Here is a 21,347-nt window from a genome sequence, read left to right as displayed (position 1 = left end):
TGTAGCCGGAAGGGATCGTTTCGAGCCCGCCGTTCTGGGCCGTTCAGTCAATCTTACACTGCAACTTGCACGAGTACTGCCGCGAGGCCTTGCCAGAAGGCTGACATGGGTAGAGCGTGGAGGCAAGCGACGCTCCTCAGGGGAAAAGGAGCCGGGGGCTATGCGTGTCAACCCATCTCGCGCTTCCGTGCGGCTCTGCTTTTTGCGTGCAAGTTGCATTGACCTGTGCATCGCAAGTGAGCGCACAATCTGCGAAGAAATTCTAATCTTTCTTGCTGAAAGTATTGCAGCACCGCAGGCGCAGGGGGACGATCGACCCAGGAAGGTTCTCTACGCGAACGGGGAGGCCGGAATGACGAAACGGCCGCCCGGACCGGGCCTTCCGCTCCTGTTCCAGAGCGGCCCCACAGGTCGCCACCCCGGCAACGTCGCCGTCCCGGATTCGAATGTCTGCCCCAGGGAGGCCACCTGCCGGAGGGATTTCGCACTCGCCTGAAGAATCGCCGCGACCATCGCTCATCAGAGCACAGCGAAGCCGGACCCAGGCCAACGCACTCGCTCGCCGCATCAAGGGCTGCCACCCTGCGACGCGGCCGCCATCGGCCTGCAGTCCGGCGAAAGAAGCCACCTCGAGTAATGCCGCGAAAGGGGTCTTCTATGTACTCACAAGGTACCAAGGGACTCAGTCGAATCAAGTCCCGGATCCGGGAACTCGTCGCGTGGGCCGACCGGGAGCTCTGCTGGGAACCCGACGAATTCGGCATGCGCAGGGGCTGGACCGTGACCCGGACCGGCTTCGGCGCCCGTCGCTACCGTGACCCGCGCTTCGACCAGCTCAAGATCACGCCAAGGGTGCCGGAGGAGGTGTCCTGACATGCCGAGGAACCCGCGCAACCAGATCTTCCCCGCCAACGAGGACCTCCCGGCGGCGGGGAGCGCGAGCCCGCTGGTGCGGCTCTGGCGCTTCCGCACCGAGCTGCTTCTGGCCGCCGCCCTGGCCCTGTTCACGCTGACCCTGCTGGGCGCCGCGCAGGAGGGGAGATGGCTGCCCTTCATCCTGCTGACCAGCGCGGTGTCGGCGCCGGCGGCCACCAGGGTGGGCCGCAGCTGGTTCGCCGCGCACTTCTGGTGCGTGGCGTCCCGGCACCGGCTGCAGCGCACCTGCCTGGAGACCACCATGCACACCAGGTCGGGCCGGATCCCCCTGGTTCTGTGGATCACCCCGACGACCACCGGTGAGAAGGCGCTGATCATGACCAGGGCCGGCATCTCCGCCGAGGAGTTCGAGGCGTACGGCGCGGAGATCGCCGCGGCCTGCTGGGCCAGGAGCGTCAACGTCTACCGGCACCAGAAGCGGGCCAACCTGGTGATCGTGGAGATCGTCCGGCGCGACGAGCTGCCCGGCGCCGTCTCCCCCGGACTCGACCGGCTCTACGGCCGCCGCACCTGGGAATCGCTCCGGCCGGAGCTCGAGGAGCCCCCCGATCTGCGCGGGCGGCTGGCACTGCCGCAGCTGGGCTGAGACTCCGGTGTCCGTCCCGGGCAAGGGGCGGGACGGACGCCGGTAGGAGCCCCGGGGACCGCGGGGGCTCCGGGGCTTCCCCGCGCGGGCCGAACGGGCGAAGATGAGTTCAGCTTACGAACCCAGGAGTGGTGATGACCTCGACCGTCCACCGGACCTGCCCGCTCTGCGAAGCCGTCTGCGGGCTGACCCTCACCCTCGACGACGGCGGCCACGTCACCAGCGTGCGCGGCGACCGGGACGACCCCTTCAGCAAGGGCTTCATCTGCCCCAAAGGCGCCAGTCTCGGCAAGCTCGACGAGGACCCGGACCGGCTGCGCAGGCCGCTGATCCGCGAGGGCGAGCTGTGGCGGGAGGCGAGCTGGGACGAGGCGTTCGCCGCCGTCAAACAGGGCCTCGACCGCGTCGTGGCGGACCACGGCCGCCAGTCGACCGGCGTCTACCTGGGCAACCCCAACGCGCACACGATGGCCGGGGCGCTCTACGGCGCGCCGCTGATCAAGGCGCTGGGCACCCGCAACGTCTTCTCCGCCAGCACCGCCGACCAGATGCCCAAGCACGTGGCCAGCGGCCTGATGTTCGGCCATCCGCTGGCCATCGCGGTGCCCGACCTGGACCGCACCGACTACCTGCTCATGCTGGGCGCCAACCCGCTGGACTCCAACGGCTCGCTCTGCACCGCCCCCGACTTCCCCGGCCGGCTCAAGGCCCTGCGCGGCCGAGGGGGCCGGCTGGTCGTCGTCGATCCCCGCCGCACCAGGACCGCCGCGCTCGCCGACGAGCACGTCTTCGTACGGCCGGGCACCGACGCCTATCTGCTGGCCGGCATCGCCCACACGCTCTTCGCCGAGGGCCTGACGAACGTGCGGCAGCAGGTCAACGGGCTGGCCGAGGTACGCGACGCGGTCAAGCACTTCCCGCCGGAGGTCGCCTCCCGCCGCACCGGCGTGCCCGCGGAGGTGATCGTACGGCTGGCCAGGGAGCTGGCGTCGGCCGATTCCGCCGCCGTCTACGCCAGGATCGGCACCTGCACCGCCGAGTTCGGCACGCTGGCCCAATGGCTGGTGGACGTGCTGAACGTGCTCACCGGCAACCTCGACAGGCCGGGCGGGGCGATGTTCCCCAAGCCCGCGACCGGGTCCGGCGGCCGGCGCAGGGCGTACACGGTGGGGAGGTGGAAGAGCCGGGTGCGGGGGCTGCCGGAGGCGAACGGCGAGCTGCCCGTGGCCACGCTCGCCGACGAGATCGAGACGCCGGGCGAGGGCCGGATCCGGTTCCTGGTCACGGTGGCGGGCAACCCGGTGCTGTCGGCGCCGCACGGCCCCCGGCTGGACGAGGCGCTCGGCGGGCTCGACTTCATGGTGAGCGTGGACCCGTACCTGAACGAGACGACCCGGCACGCGCACGTGATCCTGCCGCCGCCGCGGGTGCTGCAGTCGGGGCACTACGACTTCGCGCTGCTCGGGTTCGCGGTGCGCAACTACACCCGATACTCGCCGCCGCTGCTGCCGCTCGACGGGCAGCCGTCCGAGGCGCAGATCCTGGCTCGGCTGACCATGATCGCCTCCGGGCTGGAGGGCGATCTGGACGAGTTCGTGATCGGGCAGACGCTGGCCAGGGCCGTCGAGACGCCCGGCTCCGGCGTCGAGGGGCGCGACGTGGCCGAACTGCGGGCCGCGCTCGACGGCAGGACGGGCGCGGAGCTGCGGCTGGACCTGATGCTCAAGCTCGGCCCGTACGGCGAGTGGGCGGGCAAGGGCGATCTGTCGCTGCGCAAGCTGCTGGACAACCCGCACGGGCTCGACCTCGGGCCGCTGGAGCCGAGGCTGGCCGAGGTGCTCAGCACCGCGTCGGGGCTGGTCGAGCTGGCGCCGCCCGAGCTGCTCGGGGACGTGGAACGGCTGCGCGCGGGCCTGGAGACCGAGCCGCCGGACTTCGTGCTGATCGGGCGGCGGCACCTGCGCTCCAACAACAGCTGGATGCACAACGTGGGCCCGCTGGTGGGCGGCAGCAACACCTGCACGCTGCAGATCAACCCGGCCGACGTGGCGCGGCTGGGGCTCGGCGCCGAGGCCGAGGTGCGTTCGGCGAAGGGCAGGCTCACGGTGGTCCTGGAGCCGACCGACACGATCATGCCGGGCGTGGTGAGCCTGCCGCACGGCTGGGGACACACGGCCGGCGGTCAGCGGGTGGCGGCGGAGCACGCGGGCGTCAGCGCCAACGCGCTGACCGATGAGTCCACCTTGGACGTTCCGTCTGGTAACGCAGTGTTCAACGGAGTTCCGGTAAGTATTTTGCCAACTGGTGTGATCACCGCACATTAAGGTGTCGCGCGTGACTATCGCACCAGAAGAGGACCGCCTGAACACGCAGATCGCCTTCGCCGTCGAGATCGACAAGTTGAAGCGGATCATCCGCCGCAACCTGCTGATGGACGGCTCCCGGCGGGAGAACGACGCAGAGCACTCCTGGTACGTGGCCACGCTAGCCATGGTCCTGGGCGAGCACGCCCCGCCCGGGACCGACCTCCAGCGCGTGACGGCCATGCTGCTCGTGCACGACCTGGTCGAGATCGACGCGGGCGACACGTTCATCTACGACCCGGTCGCGGTGGCCGCGCAGGCCGAGGCGGAGCAGCAGGCCGCCGACCGGCTCTTCGCGATGCTGCCCGGCGACCAGGGGGCGCGGCTGCGTGAGCTGTGGGAGGAGTTCGAGGCCCGCGAGACGGCCGAGGCCAGGTTCGCCAAGGCGCTCGACAGGTTCGCGCCGATCCTGGCCAATCATCACACCGAGGGCGGCACCTGGCAGCTGTTCAAGGTGACGGCCCCGATGGTTCTGGAGAAGGTCCGGCTCATCGAGGAAGGCGCGCCCACGCTGGGCGCCTACGCGCGCGAGCTGGTCGAGCTCTCCGTCGCCCGGGGACACCTGCCCGAGTGATGCCGGTACGGCTGGGGTAGGGGAATGTCGTGAAAGAGACAGTTCGGGCGAGACGTCGGCAGTTGCGGCGTTTCGTGGGGCCGATCGACCTGACCGATCGGCTCGAAAGGTCCAAGTCCATGGACAGGCCGATCAGAGGGCTGGCCAAGGCCGTGCGCAAGCGCATCCGCCCGGGGCTGTTGCGTGACCTGTTGCACGGGGTGCCCACGGGCAAACCCGTGCACCCGCCGCTGGCCACGGTCACGCTGGGGTGCTGGATGTCGGCCACCCTGCTCGACGCGGCGAAGGCCGATCCCCGGGCGGTGCGGCTGTTGCTGGCCACCGGGATCGCGACCTCTCTGCCGACGGCGGCGGCGGGCATGACCGACTGGTCGTCGCTGCACATCGAGCAGCAGCGCGTCGGCTTCATCCACATGCTGGCGAACGTGACGACGCTCGGCCTGTTCTCCGCCTCGCTGCTGGCCCGGATCCGCGGCCGTGAGAAGGCCGGCCGGGCGCTGTCGTACGCCGGGCTCGGGATGGGCGCGCTGGGCGGCTATCTGGGCGGGCACCTGGCCTACCGGCTCGCCGCCGGGGCCAACCACGCCCCGCAGGTCACCCACCTGGTGCCGCTGGGCTGGCACGACCTGTGCCTGCTGACCGACCTGCCGGACGGCAGGCCCGTCTCGCGCCGCCTGGGGTACATCGAGCTGTTCGTGCTGCGCCGCAACGACACCGTCACCGTGCTCGTCGACCGGTGCCCGCACCTGGCGGGACCGCTGCACCAGGGCCGGATCGTCATGGACGGCGACGAGCCGTGCGTGGTGTGCCCCTGGCACGGCAGCACCTTCCGGCTGGCCGACGGCTCGGTACGGCACGGGCCCGCGACGGCGCCCGCGCCGATGTTCGAGAGCAGGATCCGGCGTGACGGCACGGTGCAGGTGCGGCCGGGTTTGACCTGAAGTCGAATTGAGGTTTTATCGTCGGTCGCATGATTCTGGTAACCGGCGCGACCGGCAATGTCGGCAGGCATGTGGTGACCCAGCTCGCGGGAGCGGGCCTGAAAGTGCGCGCTCTCGTGCGCGACCCCGGCAGGGCGGACCTGCCGGAGGGCGTCGAGGTGGTCAAGGGCGACCTCACCGCCCCCGAGACGCTGGCGTCCGCGCTGGAGGGGGTCGAGAGCGTCTTCCTGTTGTGGCCGGGCTTCGAGGCCCACGCGGCCAGGCCCGTGGTGGAGCTCATCGCCGAGCACGCCCGCCGCGTGGTCTACCTGTCGGCGCACGTCCCCGCTGATGCCGACTACTTCCACAACCACATCGAACGGCTGATCCGGAACTCGGGCATCAACTGGACGTTTCTGAAGCCCGGCGGCTTCGCCTCCAACACCCTCGGCTGGGCCGATCAGATCAGGACCGGCCTCGTACGCTGGCCGTACGGGCGGGCGTCCCGGTCGCTGATCCACGAGAAGGACATCGCGGCGGTGGCCGTGCACGTGCTGACCTCGGCCGGGCACAACGGGGCCTCTTACACCCTGACCGGGCCGGCGCGGCTGACGCAGGCCGAGCAGGTCGCGGTCATCGGACGGGAGATCGGGCGCGAGGTGCGGTGGGAGGACCAGTCGCCGCAGGAGGCCCGCGAGGTGCTGCTGGCCGCCTGGGGCGACGCCACGTTCGTCGACGGCGCGCTGGAGGCGTGGGGCCGGCTGGTGGACGAGCCCGAGGAGATCACCCCCACGGTGGAGAAGCTGCTCGGCCGGCCGGCGCTGACCTTCCAGCAGTGGGCGGCCGACCACGCGGCCGACTTCCGCTGAAGCTACTTCTCGTCGGCGGGGTGCTCGACGAGGGCGAGAATGCGGCTGGACATGAACCGCGCGGTGCGGATGGCCGTGCCGCTGCGGGTCACCTCGCTCACCTCGACGAGCCCCCGCCGCGTGGCCACCTCCACCCGGCGGCCCGCCCGGGTGGCGACGACTTCGTAGGTACGCGGGGTGCCGCCCGCGTCGATGACGATCTCCACCCGATCACCCTTCATGTACGGATTTATACCCACAAAGGCCGAAATTTATCCGTACACCAGTTTGATAATCGCGACGATCCCCACCACCACGATCACGGCGCGCAGCACCGGGGCCGGGATGCGGCGGCCGACCCTGGCGCCCAGGAAGCCGCCGAGCGTCGCGCCCAGCGCGATCGCCAGCACCGCCCACCAGTCCACCTCGGCGACCAGCGTGAACAGGATCGCGGCGGTGCCGTTCACGATCAGCGACAGCACGTTCTTGGCCGCGTTCACCCGTTGCAGGCCCTCGTCCAGGAACGCGCCGAGCAGGCCGATCAGCAGCACGCCCTGGGCCGCGCCGAAGTAGCCGCCGTACATGCCCGCGCCCAGCACGCCGAGCCAGAGCGCCATCCCGCCGTGCGGGTGCGCGTGCTCGCGCCGGGCCGACAACCAGCCGTTCAGCTTCGGCTGGAGCACCACCAGCACGCACGCCAGGCCGATGAGCACCGGCACGACGATGTGGAACACGTCAGGGTCCAGGTAGAGCAGCAGGACGCCGCCGGCCGCCGCCCCCAGCGCGGAGGCCACGCCCAGCCGCGCCAGCCGCGCCCGCTGCCCGCGCAACTCCGCCCGGTAACCGTAGGCGCCGGTGAACGAGCCGGGGACGAGGCCGACGTTGTTGGACACGTTCGCCACGATCGGGTCGACCCCCACGGCCACCAGCGTGGGGAACGTGATCAGCGATCCGGACCCGACGACCGCGTTGATCGCTCCGGCCGCCACCCCGGCCGCCCACACGGCGACCACTTCCCACACTGTCACGCTGCCCCTCCCGACCCGGCCGTTCGCTAGCCGAGCCTAGAGGGGCGCCTTCCTGGGACAACGGCCGAGGTACGACTCAGGCGGGCTTGTCGGGTTCGCGGGGGGAGAACAGGCCGCCGAGCCCCTCCAGAACCTTGCCCATCTCCGAGGGGACGATCCACACCTTGTTGGCGTCGCCCTTGGCGATCTCCGGGAGGGTCTGCAGGTACTGGTAGGCGAGCAGGTGCTGGTCGGGATTGCCCTCGTGGATCGCCTTGAACACCATCCCGATCGCGTCCGCCTGTCCCTTGGCCCGCATCGCCTGGGCCTCGGCCTCCGCCTGGGCGCGCAGGACCGCCGCCTCGGCGTCGCCCCGGGCCCGCAGGACGGCGGCCTGCTTCTCGCCCTCGGCGGCGAGGATGGCGGCCTGGCGCTGCCCTTCGGCGGTGAGCACGGCGGCCCGCTTGTCCCGGTCCGCCCGCATCTGCTTCTCCATCGAGTCCTGGATGGAGGCCGGCGGGTCGATGGCCTTGAGCTCGACCCGGTTGACCCGGATGCCCCATTTGCCGGTGGCTTCGTCGAGGGAGCCGCGCAGCTCGGTGTTGATCTCCTCGCGGGAGGTCAGGGTGCGTTCCAGATCCATCCCGCCCACCACGTTGCGCAGGGTCGTGACGGTCAGTTGCTCGACGCCGACGAGGAAGTTGGCGATCTCGTACGTGGCGGCCTTGGGGTTGGTCACCTGGAAGTAGATGACGGTGTCGATGGAGACGACCAGGTTGTCGGAGGTGATCACGGGCTGCGGCGGGAACGAGACCACCTGCTCGCGCAGGTCGATCATGTCCTTGATGCGGTCGATGAACGGCACGACCAGGTTCAGCCCGGGCGTCAGCGTCCGGTGGTAGCGGCCCAGGCGCTCGATGATGGCGGCCGTGGCCTGCGGAATGATGCGGATCGTGCGGGCGACGCCGAAGCCCACCGCCGCGACCACGACGAGGGCGACGATGAGCTGTTCCGTGGTCATGGCTACGCTCCGAAGCCGATATTTCCCGACTTCGTAGATGATATTTGCTTTCCCTGTCCTGTGACCGTTCTGATCGATTCCGGTTGACCATACTTCGCGTGGCGAAGTATGGTCCTGCGTCATGGCTGAAGGATCTCGCGGGCTCGGCGAGCCCGCGTACTTCGTGCTCGCGGCGCTGCTCGACGGCCCGATGCACGGTCACGCGATCATCAAGGCGGTCCGGGTGCTCTCCGAGAGCCGGGTCAAGCTCGCCGTGGGCACCCTCTACGGCGCGCTGGACCGGCTCGCGGCGAACCACCTGATCACCGTCGATCGCGAGGAGACCGTCGACGGCCGCAGGCGCCGCTGCTTCCGGCTCACCGAGGAAGGCGGCTCCCAGCTCCGGGCCGAGGCGCGGCGCCTGCACCAGGCGGCGTCGGTCGTCATCGGGACGGCCTTCGCATGACGGCACTGGAGCGGCGGTACCGGCTGCTGCTGCGGGCATACCCGCACGGCTACCGGTCCGACCACGGCGACGGGCTCCTGGACGTGCTCCTGGAGAGCACCGAGCCCGGCCGCCCACGGACCGGCCTGGCCGGACGGCCTGCACCGGGGCATCACCGTGCTGACCCTGACCCAGCTGGCGGCGCTGATCCCGTACGCGGGCGGCATCCCGCTGTGGGTCGCCGTGTCGGCCGCCCAGCGGTGGCCCCGGCCTGCTCGCCGGGCTCTACCCGGCGCTGCGGGCGGCCCGGCTGGAGCCGGTGGACGCGCTGCGTCAGTGAGACGCTGCGTCAGTACGGTGCTGCGTCAGTACGGTCTTACGTACCAGCGGCCCTGGGCGCTGCGGTCGAGGGCGAGCGGCACGCCGAAGGTCTGCGACAGGTTGTCGGCCGTCATCACGTGCTCCAGCGGCCCCTGTGCCACCACCGCGCCGTGGCGCAGCATCAGCGCGTGCGTGAAGCCGGTCGGGATCTCCTCCACGTGATGCGTCACCAGGACCAGCGCCGGCGAACGGTAGTCGCCCGCGAGCACCGACAGCCGCCGCACCAGATCCTCACGCCCGCCCACGTCGAGCCCGGCCGCCGGCTCGTCGAGCAGCAGCATCTCCGGGTCGGGCATGAGCGCGCGGGCGATCTGCACCCGCTTGCGCTCACCCTCCGACAGCGAGGCGAACCGCCGCCTGATCAGGTGCGCCGCGCCCATCATGTCGATCAGCTCGACGGCCCGCGTGACGTCGTTGGAGTCGTACTCCTCGGTCCACCGGCCCAGCAGCGCGTAGGACGCGGTGAGCACCAGGTCGATGACCTTCTCGTCCGGCGGGATGCGCTCGGCCAGCGCCGAGCTCGCCAGCCCGATGCGCGGCCGCAGGTCGAACACGTCCGCCACGCCGACGCGCTCCCCCAGCACCTCGACCAGCCCTTCGCTGGGATAGAGCAGCGTGGCCGCCACCTGGAGCAACGTCGTCTTTCCCGCCCCGTTCGGCCCGAGCACGACCCAGCGTTCGTCCTCCTCGACGGTCCAGTCGATGCCGCGTAGCAGGGTCGCCCCGTCACGCCTGTAGGCGACATCCTGGAACCGCAGCACCTGACCACCCATCCCCGTTCCTCCTCCAGGAGTGACCCTTGGGACAAACCTATTGCAGGGCGAGCGCTTATCGTGGATCGGTGCACCCTGAATCGCCTGTCTGTGCCGCGCTCGTCGCCTGGGGGAACGCCTGGCTCGCCGGTCATGTCGGTCTCGACGAGGCCGTCGACCACGTCGAAGCCATCGGCGGGCCCGCTGTCGTCGGCGAGGTGCCGCTGCGTCGCTACCTGGCCAATTTGCGTTCCGACCGGCTCGGCGAGCTCCGTCTGGCCCTCCCGGCGCCCGGCGACCCGCTCGGGCTGTCCGGGCCGCCGTCGTTCAACTCCGCCGCGGTCGACGCCGGGCAGGCCGCCATCGCGGTGCTGCCGGACCGGTGCCTCGGCCTGGTCCCCTCGCTCGACCTGCGCGGATCGTCCTATGTCGGCGTACGGCTGGACGTACAGGAAACGGGACCCGCGCGCCAGGACCTGCCGTCGGTGGCCGAGGCGGAGCGGGAGCTGTCGGAGGCGATGCGGTCGGCCACGCAGGCGCTGACGTCCGTCGACGGGCCCGCGCAGGGCCGTCCCGAGCACGTCACACAGGGCGGCGAGCTCGCGCCCGGCTATCCGGGCCGCGCCCACCGCGTCTCGGCGCTGGCCACGCGGCTCGGCGCGGTGCTGCGGCTGGCCGAGGAACGCGGGCTCACCTCCGGCCAGCTCGCCGCCGGCGGCGCCGCCCTGCGCGAACTGGACCGCGCGGTGCGCCGGGCCGTGGTGGCGGCCCACCACGCCATCTTCGAGCCGGTCAGGAACGAGCAGGGGCGCTGATCAGGTCATACCGTGCCGGACCGCGTAGAGCGCGGCCTGGGTCCGGTCCTGGACGCCCAGCTTCATCAGCACGTTGGACACGTGCGTCTTGACCGTCTTCTCCGCCACCGCCAGGCTCCTGGCGATCTCCCGGTTGGACCGGCCGGCCGCGATCAGCGCCAGCACCTCGCGCTCGCGATCGGTCAGCGGCACAGTAACGGACGAGCCCGCGCCGCCGCCGTTGAGCATCGCCTCCACCGCCTCCGGCGCCAGCAGCACCTGTCCTCCGTGCACGGCGCGCACGGCCTGCACGAGGGCGGTCGGGGCGACGTCCTTGTAGAGGAACCCGGCGGCTCCCGCGCGCATCGCCGGCCCCACGTCGGACCGGTCGCTCACCGAGGTCAGCACCAGCACCCGGGTCGCCGAGCCGGTCAGCCTGCCGAGCGCGCCGAGACCGTCGAGCACCGGCATCTTGAGGTCGAGCAGCATCACGTCGGGCGTGAGCTCGCCGACGAGGGCGACCGCCTGCTCCCCGTCGCCCGCCTCGCCCACGACCGTGATGTCGTCCTGAAGGTCGAGGAAGGTGCGCAGGCCCTGGCGCACCACCGGATGGTCGTCCGCGATCAGCACCCGGATCACACGTCCACCTCCACGCGTACGGTCGTCCCCCTGCCGGGGGCGGAGTCTACGCTCATGCGCCCGCCCACCGCCCCGGCCCTGTCACGCATCGACACCAGGCCCAGCCCCCGGGTCTCGCCGTGCTCGAAGCCGCTGCCGTTGTCGCGCACGGTCAGCACCAGCCTGCCTTCCTCGTGCGACAGCTTGGCGGACACCTCCGAGGCGCCGGAGTGTCTGAGCGCGTTGTGCAGCGCCTCCTGCGCCACCCGCAGCACCACCACCTCCGACTCCGAGCCCAGCGGCGGCACCTCGGCGCACTCGTAGGTGATCGACGCCGGGTGCAGCCGGTCGAGCAGGCGCACGTGCTTGCGGAGCGTCTCGGACAGCCCGTGCCGGTCGAGCTCGGCCGGGCGCAGCTCGACGATCACCGCGCGCAGCTCGGCCAGCGCCTCGCCGGCCAGCCGCTGCACCCGCTCCAGCTCGGCGGCGGCCTTGTCGGGGGCGCTCTGGACCAGCGCGGCGGCGGCCTGGGCGGTCAGCCTGAGCGAGAACAGCTTCTGCGTGACGGCGTCGTGCAGCTCCCGCGCCATCCGGTTGCGCTCCTCCAGCATGGCCAGCTCGCGGCCGCGCTCGTACAGCCTGGCGTTGGTGAGCGCGATGGCCGCGTGCGCGGCGAAGAGCGTCAGGAGCTCCTGGTCTGCCTGGGTGAAGCCGCCGGGCGTGCGCTTGTTGGCCAGGAAGATGATGCCGAGCGTCTCGCGGCCGTCGAGGATGGGGACGCCGAGGAAGTCCTTCATCACCGGATGGGCCTTCGGCCAGTATTCGAACCTTTCGTCGTCGCGCAGGTCGGGCAGCCGCACCGGGACCCCGTCGCGGAGCATCGCGCCGAGCATGCCATGCTGGCGGGGCAGCGGGCCGATCGCGTCCCACTGCTTGTCGGTGATGCCCTCGGCGACGAACTCGGCGAACGAGCCGTCCTCGTCGGGCACGCCGAGCGCCGCGTAGCGGGCGTCCAGCAGCCGCTGCGCCGAGCGGACGATGACCTGGAGCACCTCGCGCACCGACAGGTGCCGGGTGACCGCCAGCACGGCGGAGCTCACCGCCTGCAGGATCTCGTCTCGGTCGGCCGTCACGAGCCCCACTCTAAGGTCCTAGGACGAAGTGCCCAGCCGCGGGCGGGGCCTCGGGCCGATGTGCCCGCGGCGGCCGGTTCCTACGGTCGAATCATGACGAACACCGCACTCATCACCGGCTCCTCCCGCGGTCTCGGCCTCGCCCTGGCGAGGTCCCTGGCGGATGCCGGCTGGCAGCTCGTGCTCACCGCCAGGGGCGCCGGCGACCTGGAGCGGGCCGCCGACGAGCTGGGCGCCACCGCACTGCCCGGCGATGTGACCGATCCGGCCCACGTCGCCCGCCTCGCGCAGGCCGTACCGGAGCTCGACCTGCTGGTCAACAACGCCGGCGGGCTGGGCGCGACCCCGCTGCCGCCGCTGGCCCGCTACCCGCTGGAGGAGTTCCGGGCGCTGCTGGAGACGAACGTGACCGCGCCCCTGGCCCTCCTCCAGGCCACGCTGCCGGCGCTGCGCGCCCGGCGCGGGGCCGTCGTGAACCTCTCCTCCGACGCCGCCACCGGCGCCTACGAGGGGTGGGGCGGGTACGGCGCCACCAAGGCCGCGCTCGACCAGCTCTCGAACGTGCTGGCGGCCGAGGAACCCGACCTGGCCGTCTGGTGGGTCGACCCGGGCGAGATGAACACCCGCATGCTGGCCGACGCCGTGGGCGCCGACGAGGCCGCTGCCGCCGGCGACCCGGCCAAGGTCGCCGCCACGCTGCACGAACTCATCCGTGCCCGGCCCGCCAGCGGACGGGTGAGCCTGCGATGACCGCGGCACTCGACTTCGCGCTGCCGCCCGCGCTGTCCGCCCACGAGCCTCCCGAGGCCAGAGGGCTGACCAGGGACGGGGTCCGGCTGCTGGTCTCCCCCGGGGCCGGCGATCCGGAGCACCGGCGCTTCACCGACCTGCCCGGCCTGCTGTCGCCCGGCGACCTGATCGTGGTCAACAACTCCGCGACGCTGCCGGCCGCCGTCCGGCTGGACCGGCTCGCGGTGCACTTCTCGACCGCGCGCGAGGACGGCACGTGGCTGGTCGAGCTGCGCCGCCGTACGTCCACCGCGTCGGAGCCGTACCTCGGCTGCGAGCCGGGCGAGTGGCTGCCCATGCCAGGACAAGCCACGCTGCGGCTGCTCGACCGGGAGACGCCGCGCCTGTGGCGGGCGACCCTGGACCGGGACGTGCTCGCGTACCTGCGTGAGTACGGCACGCCGATCCGCTACTCGTACGTGGAGCGGGACTGGCCGCTCGACGCCTACCAGACCGTGTTCGCGACCGTGCCCGGCAGCGCGGAGATGCCGAGCGCCGGCCGGCCGTTCTCGGCCGAGCTGGTGACCGCGCTGGTGGCCAGGGGCGTCGGCGTCGCGCCGATCACGCTGCACACCGGCGTTGCCTCGCCGGAGAAGGACGAGCCTCCGTACGCCGAGCGCTACGAGGTGCCCGAGGCCACGGCCCGGCTGGTCAACCTGGCCAGGCGGAGCGGCTTCCGGGTGGTGGCCGCGGGCACGACCGTGGTGCGCGCGCTGGAGACGGCGGCGGACGGCGGCGGGCGGGTGTCGGCGTCAGCCGGCTGGACCACCCGCGTCGTCACACCCGAGGACGGCCCGCGCGCGGTCTCCGGGCTGATCACCGGCCTGCACGAGCCGCGCTCCAGCCACCTGCAGATGCTCACCGCCATCGCCGGTGAGGAGCCGCTCCGGCGGGCCTACGAGGCGGCGATCCGGGAGGCTTATCTGTGGCACGAGTTCGGCGACGCTCATCTGATCCTCTCGGAATAGGAGGGCACCTGGTACGCGAGCACCGGAACGGGCGCAGTACCGTGGCTGAATGTGGACCAGCGCACCCTCCTGATCACATTTACCGGCCCTGACCGCCCGGGCGTTACTTCGAGACTTTTCTCCGTTCTGTCCGGCTTTCCGGTCACCGTGGCCGACATCGAGCAGGTCGTCATCCGTGGCAGGCTCACGCTCGGCGTGCTCGTCGCCTACGCCGGCGGCCCGTCCACCGGCACCGGCACCACGCTCGGCGCCATGTGGACCGCCGTCGAGCAGATCGCCGAGGACCTCGGCATGGAGGTGGAGCTCTCCACCGGCTCCACCGCCAAGGAGCAGCGCCGCCGCGGCCGCCTGTCGGTGAGCGTCCTCGGCGCCACCCTGCAGCCCGCCGCCATCGCCGGCATCGCCGGGCGCATCGCCGCCGCCGGCGCCAACATCGACCGCATCGAACGCCTCGCCCAGTGGCCCGTCACCTGCATCGAGCTGTCCGTCTCCGGCGCCAACCCCGACGCGCTCCGCGTCGAGCTCGCCGCCGAGGCCGCCACCCAGCAGGTCGACGTCGCCGTCCAGCGAACCGGCCTGTCCCGGCGGGCCAAGCGGCTCATCGTGATGGACGTCGACTCCACGCTCATCCAGGGCGAGGTCATCGAACTGCTCGCCGCCCACGCCGGCTGCCTCGACGAGGTCGCCCGCGTCACCGAGGAGGCCATGCGCGGCGAGCTCGACTTCGCCGAATCGCTGCGCCGCCGCGTCGCCCTGCTCGAAGGGCTGCCCGCCGAGGTGTTCGAGCAGGTGCGCAAGGAGGTCGTGCTCACCCCCGGCGCCCGCACCCTCGTCCGCACCCTCAAGCGGCTCGACTACCGCTTCGCCATCGTCAGCGGCGGCTTCACCCAGATCACCGACGCGCTCGTGGACGACCTCGGCATCGACTACTCGGCCGCCAACGTGCTGGAGGTCGTCGACGGCAAGCTCACCGGCCGCGTCGCCGGCGAGATCGTCGACCGGCCCGGCAAGGCCAGGGCGCTGGAGCGGTTCGCCAAGGAGGCCGGGCTGCCCATCAGCCAGACCGTCGCGATCGGCGACGGCGCCAACGACCTCGACATGATCGCCGCCGCCGGGCTCGGCATCGCCTTCAACGCCAAACCCGTCGTCCGGCAGGCCGCCGACACCGCCGTCAACACGCCCTACCTCGACTCGATCCTCTACCTGCTCGGCATCTCCCGGGACGAGGTCGAGGCCGCCGACGCCGAGGACGCCCTGCTCACCGCTCCTTGGGATCCCACACTGTGACCAGGCGGCCGCCGCCCGGCCACAGATCCGCCCACGCCGACTCCACCTCCATCACCGCGAACGCCCCCGGCCTGAAGCCGAAGTCGCCCCCGCTCAGCTGCAGGGCCAGCTCCAGGGCGCCCGGGTTGTGCCCGCACAGCACCACGGTCCGCCGCTCCGGATCGGCCCGGCGGACGATCTCCAGCAGCTCCTCCGGCCAGGCGGCGTAGACGTCGCGCTGATAGTCGACCTCGACGCCCGGGAAGGCCAGCTCCGCGGTGCGCGTGGTGCGCCGGCTCGGTGAGCAGATCACCAGGTCCGGCTCCAGGCCCAGCGCCCTGATCTCCTCGCCCGCCCGCTTCGCGTCCTGCTCGCCGCGCCCGGTCAGCGGGCGCTCCCGGTCCGGCAGGTCTGCGTCCTGGGCGGCCTTGGCATGCCGGAGCACGATCAGCGTGCGCGCCCCGGTCATCTCGACGCCCAGACGGCCAGGCCCACGAGCACCGCCAGGATGGCCAGCATCACGAGCAGGATCATGGCCAGCGTCTTCCCGCCGTTGGGCGGCTTGTCGTCCATCCGCCCAGTTTCCCACCGCCCCCGCTCGCCCGCCCAACACCCCTCCCACCCGTACGGGAAAGCGGCGCGCTGGAGGAGATGGGCCTGCCCTCGTACGCCGGACCCGCCGCCTTCGGCGGGAGGCGCATGGCGTCCGGCTGCCTCGTGAGCCCATGGGCGGCGGGGCCGGCGCAAAAGGAACGCCCGCCCCCATCGCGAGGGGGCGGGCGTTCCGGGTCGGGTCAGGAGGCCACGGGCTCCTGCTCGCGGTCGTTGTCGTTGTTGGCCGGCTCCGAGGTCACCGAGCGGCGCTTGGAGACGATGATGGCGGCGACCACCACGCCCACGGCCACGACGGTGATCCCGATGCGCAGCGGCGCGTTGTCCGCGTAGAGCACCACGGCCGGCGCGACCAGCAGCGCCACCAGGTTCATCACCTTGATCAGCGGGTTGATGGCCGGACCGGCGGTGTCCTTGAACGGGTCGCCGACGGTGTCGCCGATGACCGTGGCCGCGTGGGCCTCGGACCCCTTGCCGCCGTGGTGACCGTCTTCGACGAGCTTCTTGGCGTTGTCCCAGGCGCCGCCCGAGTTGGACAGGAAGACGGCCATGAGCGTGCCGCACGCGATGGCGCCGGCGAGGAACGCGCCGAGCGGCGCGTAACCCATCGCGAAGCCGACCGCGATCGGCGTCATGACCGCCAGCAGACCGGGCGTGGCCAGCTCACGGAGCGAGTCGCGGGTGCAGATGTCGACGACGCGCCCGTACTCGGGCTTGACGCTGCCGTCCATGATGCCCGGGTTCTTGCGGAACTGGTCGCGTACCTCGAAGACCACGCGCATCGCCGCGCGGCCGACCGCCGAGATGGCCAGCCCCGAGAAGAGGAACACCACCGCGGCGCCGACGATGAGACCGACCAGTACGTTCGGCGCGTCGATGCCGAGGTTGAACGCGGCCCCCTGTGGCAGCTCGCCTTCCACGGCCGTACGGAACGCCCCGAACAGCGCCGTCGCGGCGAGCACCGCCGTGGCGATCGCGATGCCCTTGGTGATGGCCTTGGTGGTGTTGCCGACCGCGTCGAGGCTGGTGAGGACGCGGGCGCCCTCGCCTTCGACGTCGCCGGACATCTCGGCGATGCCCTGCGCGTTGTCGGAGACCGGGCCGAAGGTGTCCATGGAGACGATGACGCCGACGGTGGTCAGCAGCCCGGTGCCGGCCAGCGCGACCGCGAACAGCGCGATCGTCACGTTGCCGAACCCGAGCAGGAACGCGCCGTAGACCGCGCCACCGATGATCAGCGCCGAGTAGACGGCGGACTCCAGGCCGACGCTGATGCCGGCCAGGATGACGGTCGCCGGGCCGGTGGCCGAGCTTTCGCCGATCTCGCGCACCGGGCGCCGGTTGGTCTCGGTGAAGTAGCCGGTGAGCAGCTGGATGGCGCTGGCCAGGACCAGGCCGATGAGCACCGCGCCGATGGCGATGATCCGCGGGTCGGCGTCGGACTGCACGCCCGCGCCGCTCAGGCCGCTGAAGCTGCTGGGCAGATACCAGAACGCGGCGGCGGCGACCAGCACCGCGGAGATCGCCGCGGAGATGAAGAAGCTGCGGTTGATCGCGGCCATGCCGTTGCGGTCGCTGTCGCGCATGCGGGTGACGAAGATGCCGATGATCGCGGTGAGCACGCCGATCATCGGGACGATGAGCGGGAAGATCAGCCCTTCCTCACCGAAGGCCACCCGGCCCAGGATGAGGCTGGCGACGAGCATGACGGCGTAGGACTCGAACAGGTCGGCCGCCATGCCGGCGCAGTCGCCCACGTTGTCGCCCACGTTGTCGGCGATGGTCGCGGCGTTGCGCGGGTCGTCTTCGGGGATGCCCTGCTCGACCTTGCCGACCAGGTCGGCGCCGACGTCGGCGGCCTTGGTGAAGATGCCGCCGCCGACTCGCATGAACATCGCCAGCAGCGCGGCGCCGAAGCCGAAGCCTTCGAGCACGCCCGGCGCGTTGCCCTGGTAGAAGAAGACGACGACCGCCGCGCCCAGCAGGCCGAGGCCCACCGTGAACATGCCGGCCACGCCGCCGGTGCGGAACGCGATGCGCATCGCGCGCTTCTCCCCCGATTCACGGGCGGCCGCGGCGACGCGCACGTTTCCGCGCACGGCCAGCCACATGCCCATGAACCCGGTCAGCGCGGAGAACACCGCTCCGACCACGAAGAAGATCGAGCGGCCGACGCGTACGTCGGTCTCGCCCGGGAGCAGGAGCAACAGGAAGGGGATCACGACGACGAAGATCGCCAGCGTGCGGAACTGCCGCGTCAGGTACGCGGCGGCCCCCTCCTGCACGGCACGGGCGATGTTCTGCATGCGCTCCGTGCCTTGGTCGGCGGCCAGCACTTCGCGCACCAGGCCGCCGGCGACGGCGAGGGCGATCAGCGCGACCGCGGCGACCACGATCACAATGGTGAGATTGCTTGAACTCAGGGCCAGATTTGACGCTGGCTCCAGTGCCAGCAGGTGCCTTGACATCGTTCTCCTCGGCAAGACCGGTCGTCCTGCCCGGGCGGTGCGCGTATATCGGCGGGCGGTGCGGCACCATCCGGGTTGTGGGTGCCGCTTCCGGTTGAATCCGCAGTGTGCGCCGGATCACCTTGGCCGGTGCCGGGAGTCTACGCAGGGGATACGCAGATATGAAGGCTCTGGACGCGGGCAATTGTGCGCCTGTCCAGTAAGCCCCAGACAGTGGGGCGATTCGCGAAGTGGCGGATGATATTTCCGCGTCTTTACGGGCGTGACTACTGAGAGAAAAGTACTGACCGAAAATGGCGCCCGGGCGTTTTGGCGATCTTCCTTCGCGCCCGGAGCTGGGCACGTCGAAGGCCCGTCCGGCTCACGGCCGACGATGCCGCATCGGTCAGGAGGGGGTGCACTGGCGGGCGCCGCCCGGGTTGCCCAGAAGGTCTCAGAAGCTCGTACGTGCACGTACCGGGCACACAGTGCGCAACTGCCACCATCCAGCCCGTAGGCGCGCTTGTGGGTGCCCAGACAGCCCCACAGCGCGAATGCGCCTCCTAGACAGCCTCCAGCGCAGGTGGGGCTCCCAGGGGCGGCCTGTAGCGCGGATGCGCCTTTAGACAGCCTCCCAGCGCAGGGGGGGGCTCCCGGGGGCGGCCCATAGCGCGCACTGGGGACCCAGGGCGGTCCGTAACGCGCAGGACCCAGGGCGGCCCGTAGCGCGGGGACTCAGGGGCGGCCCGTAAGCGCGTGCGGGGGCGGTTAGGCCGGCCCCGTACGCGCGGGTGGCGGATCTCAGGCGGCCCTGCCCCTCCCCCGCACGGGTGTGGGGGGAGGGGATCTGTCAGGCGGGGCGGCCGTTGGCCGCGGCGGGCCAGCTCATGCGGATACGCATGCCCTTGGGACTGGGGAAGACCTCCACGTCGTCCGCCAGACCCGCGATGACCGCGATGCCGAAGCCGGACATGAACGAGTCGGAGAGCATGCCCAGATCGAGGGGCTGTTCCTGCTTGATCTCGTCGCTGGGCGCCTGATCGCTGACCGTGACCTCGAAGCGCCCGGAATCGTCTCGGAGCTCGATGCGGATGGGCTCGCCCGGGCAGTGGGCGCGATGCGCCTCGACCGCCCGGGAACACGCCTCACCCACGGCGAGCCTGACTTCGTCCAGCAGGGACTCCTCCACGCCGGTGCGCCGGGCTATCGCCGTCGCGACCAGCCGGGCGGTCCGCACATGCGCGGGAAGAGCGCTGAACGTCAGCTCGACAGTGGCCATCTACTTGTCTTTGCCGTGAGCTTCCTTGGCCTCGTCGACCGATGCGTAGATCCCGAAGACCTTGGTCAGTCCGGTGATCCGGAAGATCTTGAGGATGCGCTCCTGGGTGCACACCAGCTCAAGGGAGCCGTCGTGGGCGCGGACCCGCTTGAGCCCGCCGACCAGGACGCCAAGACCCGTCGAGTCGAGGAAGTCGACCTTCTCCATGTTGACGAGAAGGTGGAAGTTACCCTTGTTCACCAGGTCGATGAGGAGCTCACGCAATCTCGGCGCCGTGTAGACATCGATCTCACCCTCAACCTCGACGATGGTGAGTCGGTCCTCGTTGTGGTGATCCAACTTCAGATCCACAGATCCTCCAGCGCCTCGCCTGCGAAAGTACTCTTGCGGGCCTGGCAGTCTGGAGCGGGGCTCCCGACTGTCGGACCCTGACGCGCGGCATTCAACCACGCGTCTGGCTTGTGTCTATACGAAATCACGATTCCCGGCGACTTTGCCCACGGACGCAGACTGGAAACAGTGACTTCCTCCGCATCCTCCCCACACCGAACGGGTCCACTCCTCCGACACCTGCTCGGAGTTCCCGCACGTCATGAGCGTGTCACCCATGTGGAGCATGTTCCAGCACGTCAAGCAGGTCAAGTGGGGTGGCCGAAATGGGCACCGGAAGTCCTGGTTACGCGCTTGGCGAACCGGGGCGTCGCGGGGCTCTGGTCACATCAGTACGAAGCGGCAGACCTGGCTCATCGTGGCCGAAACGTGATCATCTCCACAGGAACGGCATCCGGGAAGTCGCTGGCGTACCTCACCCCGGCGGTCAGCTCATGTCTCGACGGCGGCACGGTCCTGTATCTCACGCCGACCAAGGCGCTGGCCGCCGACCAGCTACGCGGCATCCGCGACCTGCGCATCACCCAGGTGCGGGCCGCCTGCTTCGACGGGGACACGCCGTTCGAGGAACGCACCTGGGTGCGCAAGCACGCCAACTACGTCCTGACCAATCCCGACATGCTGCACCGCAGCATCCTGCCCCGGCATGCGCAGTGGTCGGCGTTCTTCCGGCGGCTGCGTCTCGTGGTCGTGGACGAGTGCCACGGCTACCGGGGCGTGTTCGGCTCCCACGTCGCGCAGATCCTGCGCCGCCTGCGCCGCGTCGCGGCCCGCTACGGCAGCAGCCCGACGTTCCTCCTCGCCTCGGCCACGGCCAGCGAGCCGGGGACGTTCGCCAGGCGGCTGACGGGGCTCGAGACGGCCGAGGTGACGGCTGACGGGTCGCCCAAGGGCGCGACCACCATCGCGCTGTGGGAGCCGCCCCTGACCGAGCTGCGGGGCGAGGGCGGCGCGCCGGTGCGCCGCACCGCCACGGCCGAGGCCGCCGACCTGCTGGCGGACCTGGTGCTGGCCGACGTCCGCACGCTCGCCTTCGTCCGTTCGCGCCGCGGCGCCGAAACGGTCGCCCTCTCCGCCCGCGCCAAGCTCTCCGACGTCGCCTTCTCCCTCTCCGCCACCACCCCGGGCACGAGCTCCGCACGCAGCACCCGCCCCGGCACCCCCCAGCACCCGACCTCGCCGACGCCCGGGCGGCGCGCCGGTGCGCCGCCGCGGCCCGGTCCTCGCCCGCCCCCCCGC

At 71.2% G+C, this 21,347-nt stretch carries 22 protein-coding genes; 12 read left to right on the top strand and 10 right to left on the bottom strand.

Annotated elements, in window-relative coordinates; genetic code table 11:
* Positions 1–657: 657 nt before the first annotated feature.
* The 6 genes from ADY59_RS50520 to ADY59_RS33965 all read left to right on the top strand — a co-directional run bounded on the left by ADY59_RS50520 (position 658) and on the right by ADY59_RS33965 (position 6,248).
* Complete coding sequence (locus tag ADY59_RS50520) at positions 658–873, top strand: hypothetical protein (protein ID WP_156325899.1); 216 nt, start codon at positions 658–660, stop codon at positions 871–873.
* A 1-nt stretch (position 874) separates the two neighbouring features.
* Positions 875–1,522: a hypothetical protein gene (locus ADY59_RS33985; RefSeq protein ID WP_049571098.1), complete on the top strand. Its 648-nt coding sequence runs from the start codon at positions 875–877 to the stop codon at positions 1,520–1,522.
* Positions 1,523–1,656: 134 nt separating this feature from the next.
* Positions 1,657–3,846, top strand: a complete 2,190-nt coding sequence (locus ADY59_RS33980; protein ID WP_049571095.1) for a molybdopterin-dependent oxidoreductase — start codon at positions 1,657–1,659, stop codon at positions 3,844–3,846.
* 1 nt (position 3,847) lies between these two features.
* Complete coding sequence (locus tag ADY59_RS33975) at positions 3,848–4,459, top strand: HD domain-containing protein (protein WP_082310610.1); 612 nt, start codon at positions 3,848–3,850, stop codon at positions 4,457–4,459.
* 29 nt (positions 4,460–4,488) lie between these two features.
* On the top strand, positions 4,489–5,400 hold the full coding sequence (locus ADY59_RS33970) for a Rieske 2Fe-2S domain-containing protein (protein ID WP_231619023.1): 912 nt from the start codon (positions 4,489–4,491) through the stop codon (positions 5,398–5,400).
* 29 nt (positions 5,401–5,429) lie between these two features.
* Positions 5,430–6,248 (top strand): NAD(P)H-binding protein, encoded by an 819-nt coding sequence (locus ADY59_RS33965; protein WP_049571085.1) that lies wholly within the window; start codon positions 5,430–5,432, stop codon positions 6,246–6,248.
* Positions 6,249–6,250: 2 nt separating this feature from the next.
* On the opposite strand, the gene ADY59_RS33960 is transcribed toward ADY59_RS33965, so the two are convergent.
* The 3 genes from ADY59_RS33960 to ADY59_RS33950 all read right to left on the bottom strand — a co-directional run bounded on the left by ADY59_RS33960 (position 6,251) and on the right by ADY59_RS33950 (position 8,255).
* Positions 6,251–6,469 (bottom strand): hypothetical protein, encoded by a 219-nt coding sequence (locus tag ADY59_RS33960; RefSeq protein WP_049571081.1) that lies wholly within the window; start codon positions 6,467–6,469, stop codon positions 6,251–6,253.
* A 30-nt stretch (positions 6,470–6,499) separates the two neighbouring features.
* A complete protein-coding gene (locus ADY59_RS33955; protein ID WP_049571078.1) occupies positions 6,500–7,255 on the bottom strand; it encodes a sulfite exporter TauE/SafE family protein in 756 nt (251 codons plus the stop codon).
* 76 nt (positions 7,256–7,331) lie between these two features.
* Positions 7,332–8,255 (bottom strand): SPFH domain-containing protein, encoded by a 924-nt coding sequence (locus ADY59_RS33950; protein ID WP_049571076.1) that lies wholly within the window; start codon positions 8,253–8,255, stop codon positions 7,332–7,334.
* 121 nt (positions 8,256–8,376) lie between these two features.
* Here ADY59_RS33950 and ADY59_RS33945 point away from each other — a divergent pair, with 121 nt between their 5' ends.
* Positions 8,377–8,700 carry a PadR family transcriptional regulator gene (locus tag ADY59_RS33945; protein WP_049571073.1) on the top strand — a complete coding sequence of 108 codons (324 nt, stop codon included), beginning with the start codon at positions 8,377–8,379 and terminating at the stop codon, positions 8,698–8,700.
* 344 nt (positions 8,701–9,044) lie between these two features.
* Here the strand turns inward: ADY59_RS33945 and ADY59_RS33940 are convergent, their stop codons facing one another.
* Positions 9,045–9,833 (bottom strand): ABC transporter ATP-binding protein, encoded by a 789-nt coding sequence (locus tag ADY59_RS33940; protein ID WP_049571069.1) that lies wholly within the window; start codon positions 9,831–9,833, stop codon positions 9,045–9,047.
* Between the two features lie 68 nt (positions 9,834–9,901).
* On the opposite strand from ADY59_RS33940, the gene ADY59_RS33935 reads away from it, so the two are divergent.
* Entirely contained in the window at positions 9,902–10,627 is a 726-nt protein-coding gene (locus ADY59_RS33935) for a hypothetical protein (protein ID WP_049571067.1), read from the top strand.
* Here the strand turns inward: ADY59_RS33935 and ADY59_RS33930 are convergent, their stop codons facing one another.
* Both ADY59_RS33930 and ADY59_RS33925 read right to left on the bottom strand, forming a co-directional pair.
* Positions 10,628–11,245: a response regulator gene (locus ADY59_RS33930; RefSeq protein WP_049571063.1), complete on the bottom strand. Its 618-nt coding sequence runs from the start codon at positions 11,243–11,245 to the stop codon at positions 10,628–10,630.
* Complete coding sequence (locus ADY59_RS33925; RefSeq protein ID WP_049571119.1) at positions 11,242–12,357, bottom strand: GAF domain-containing sensor histidine kinase; 1,116 nt, start codon at positions 12,355–12,357, stop codon at positions 11,242–11,244. Before ADY59_RS33925 ends, ADY59_RS33930 begins: the two co-directional genes overlap by 4 nt.
* A gap of 93 nt (positions 12,358–12,450) precedes the next feature.
* Between ADY59_RS33925 and ADY59_RS33920 the strand changes: the two genes are divergently transcribed.
* Genes ADY59_RS33920 through serB form a run of 3 tightly spaced genes read left to right on the top strand, consistent with a single transcriptional unit; the run spans position 12,451 to position 15,401 of the window.
* Positions 12,451–13,107, top strand: coding sequence for an SDR family NAD(P)-dependent oxidoreductase (locus tag ADY59_RS33920; RefSeq protein ID WP_049571060.1), 657 nt, complete (start codon positions 12,451–12,453; stop codon positions 13,105–13,107).
* Positions 13,104–14,114 (top strand): S-adenosylmethionine:tRNA ribosyltransferase-isomerase, encoded by a 1,011-nt coding sequence (locus ADY59_RS33915; protein WP_049571058.1) that lies wholly within the window; start codon positions 13,104–13,106, stop codon positions 14,112–14,114. The genes ADY59_RS33920 and ADY59_RS33915 overlap by 4 nt, the downstream gene beginning before the upstream one ends.
* A 51-nt stretch (positions 14,115–14,165) precedes the next feature.
* Positions 14,166–15,401 carry a phosphoserine phosphatase SerB gene (serB, locus tag ADY59_RS33910; RefSeq protein ID WP_049571057.1) on the top strand — a complete coding sequence of 412 codons (1,236 nt, stop codon included), beginning with the start codon at positions 14,166–14,168 and terminating at the stop codon, positions 15,399–15,401.
* On the opposite strand, the gene ADY59_RS33905 is transcribed toward serB, so the two are convergent.
* The 4 genes from ADY59_RS33905 to ADY59_RS33890 all read right to left on the bottom strand — a co-directional run bounded on the left by ADY59_RS33905 (position 15,373) and on the right by ADY59_RS33890 (position 20,069).
* Positions 15,373–15,849, bottom strand: a complete 477-nt coding sequence (locus tag ADY59_RS33905) for a SixA phosphatase family protein (protein WP_063780873.1) — start codon at positions 15,847–15,849, stop codon at positions 15,373–15,375. The two genes, serB and ADY59_RS33905, sit on opposite strands and share 29 nt — an antisense overlap.
* 325 nt (positions 15,850–16,174) lie before the next feature.
* Positions 16,175–18,460 carry a sodium-translocating pyrophosphatase gene (locus ADY59_RS33900; RefSeq protein WP_049571054.1) on the bottom strand — a complete coding sequence of 762 codons (2,286 nt, stop codon included), beginning with the start codon at positions 18,458–18,460 and terminating at the stop codon, positions 16,175–16,177.
* 829 nt (positions 18,461–19,289) lie between these two features.
* Positions 19,290–19,718, bottom strand: coding sequence for an ATP-binding protein (locus ADY59_RS33895; RefSeq protein ID WP_049571052.1), 429 nt, complete (start codon positions 19,716–19,718; stop codon positions 19,290–19,292).
* The gene (locus tag ADY59_RS33890; RefSeq protein ID WP_020542579.1) at positions 19,719–20,069 is read right to left on the bottom strand and encodes an STAS domain-containing protein; all 351 of its coding nucleotides are present in this window, start codon (positions 20,067–20,069) and stop codon (positions 19,719–19,721) included.
* 408 nt (positions 20,070–20,477) lie between these two features.
* Here ADY59_RS33890 and ADY59_RS33885 point away from each other — a divergent pair.
* The coding region (locus ADY59_RS33885; RefSeq protein WP_231619022.1) for a DEAD/DEAH box helicase at positions 20,478–21,347 on the top strand (870 nt) is incomplete at its 3' end.

It is taken from the genome of Nonomuraea sp. SBT364 (assembly GCF_001083785.1).
In the GTDB taxonomy this organism is placed as follows: domain Bacteria; phylum Actinomycetota; class Actinomycetes; order Streptosporangiales; family Streptosporangiaceae; genus Nonomuraea.
The sequence above is the reverse complement of the archived record's forward strand: the minus strand, read 5'-3'. Positions and strand labels throughout refer to the sequence as shown.

Coding starts and splice junctions, on each gene's coding strand:
- ADY59_RS50520 (WP_156325899.1), top strand. CDS start 658: ATGTACTCACAAGGTACCAAGGGACTCAGTCGAATCAAGTCCCGGATC.
- ADY59_RS33985 (WP_049571098.1), top strand. CDS start 875: ATGCCGAGGAACCCGCGCAACCAGATCTTCCCCGCCAACGAGGACCTC.
- ADY59_RS33980 (WP_049571095.1), top strand. CDS start 1,657: ATGACCTCGACCGTCCACCGGACCTGCCCGCTCTGCGAAGCCGTCTGC.
- ADY59_RS33965 (WP_049571085.1), top strand. CDS start 5,430: ATGATTCTGGTAACCGGCGCGACCGGCAATGTCGGCAGGCATGTGGTG.
- ADY59_RS33960 (WP_049571081.1), bottom strand. CDS start 6,469: ATGAAGGGTGATCGGGTGGAGATCGTCATCGACGCGGGCGGCACCCCG.
- ADY59_RS33950 (WP_049571076.1), bottom strand. CDS start 8,255: ATGACCACGGAACAGCTCATCGTCGCCCTCGTCGTGGTCGCGGCGGTG.
- ADY59_RS33945 (WP_049571073.1), top strand. CDS start 8,377: ATGGCTGAAGGATCTCGCGGGCTCGGCGAGCCCGCGTACTTCGTGCTC.
- ADY59_RS33940 (WP_049571069.1), bottom strand. CDS start 9,833: ATGGGTGGTCAGGTGCTGCGGTTCCAGGATGTCGCCTACAGGCGTGAC.
- ADY59_RS33920 (WP_049571060.1), top strand. CDS start 12,451: ATGACGAACACCGCACTCATCACCGGCTCCTCCCGCGGTCTCGGCCTC.
- ADY59_RS33915 (WP_049571058.1), top strand. CDS start 13,104: ATGACCGCGGCACTCGACTTCGCGCTGCCGCCCGCGCTGTCCGCCCAC.
- ADY59_RS33905 (WP_063780873.1), bottom strand. CDS start 15,849: ATGACCGGGGCGCGCACGCTGATCGTGCTCCGGCATGCCAAGGCCGCC.
- ADY59_RS33900 (WP_049571054.1), bottom strand. CDS start 18,460: ATGTCAAGGCACCTGCTGGCACTGGAGCCAGCGTCAAATCTGGCCCTG.
- ADY59_RS33895 (WP_049571052.1), bottom strand. CDS start 19,718: ATGGCCACTGTCGAGCTGACGTTCAGCGCTCTTCCCGCGCATGTGCGG.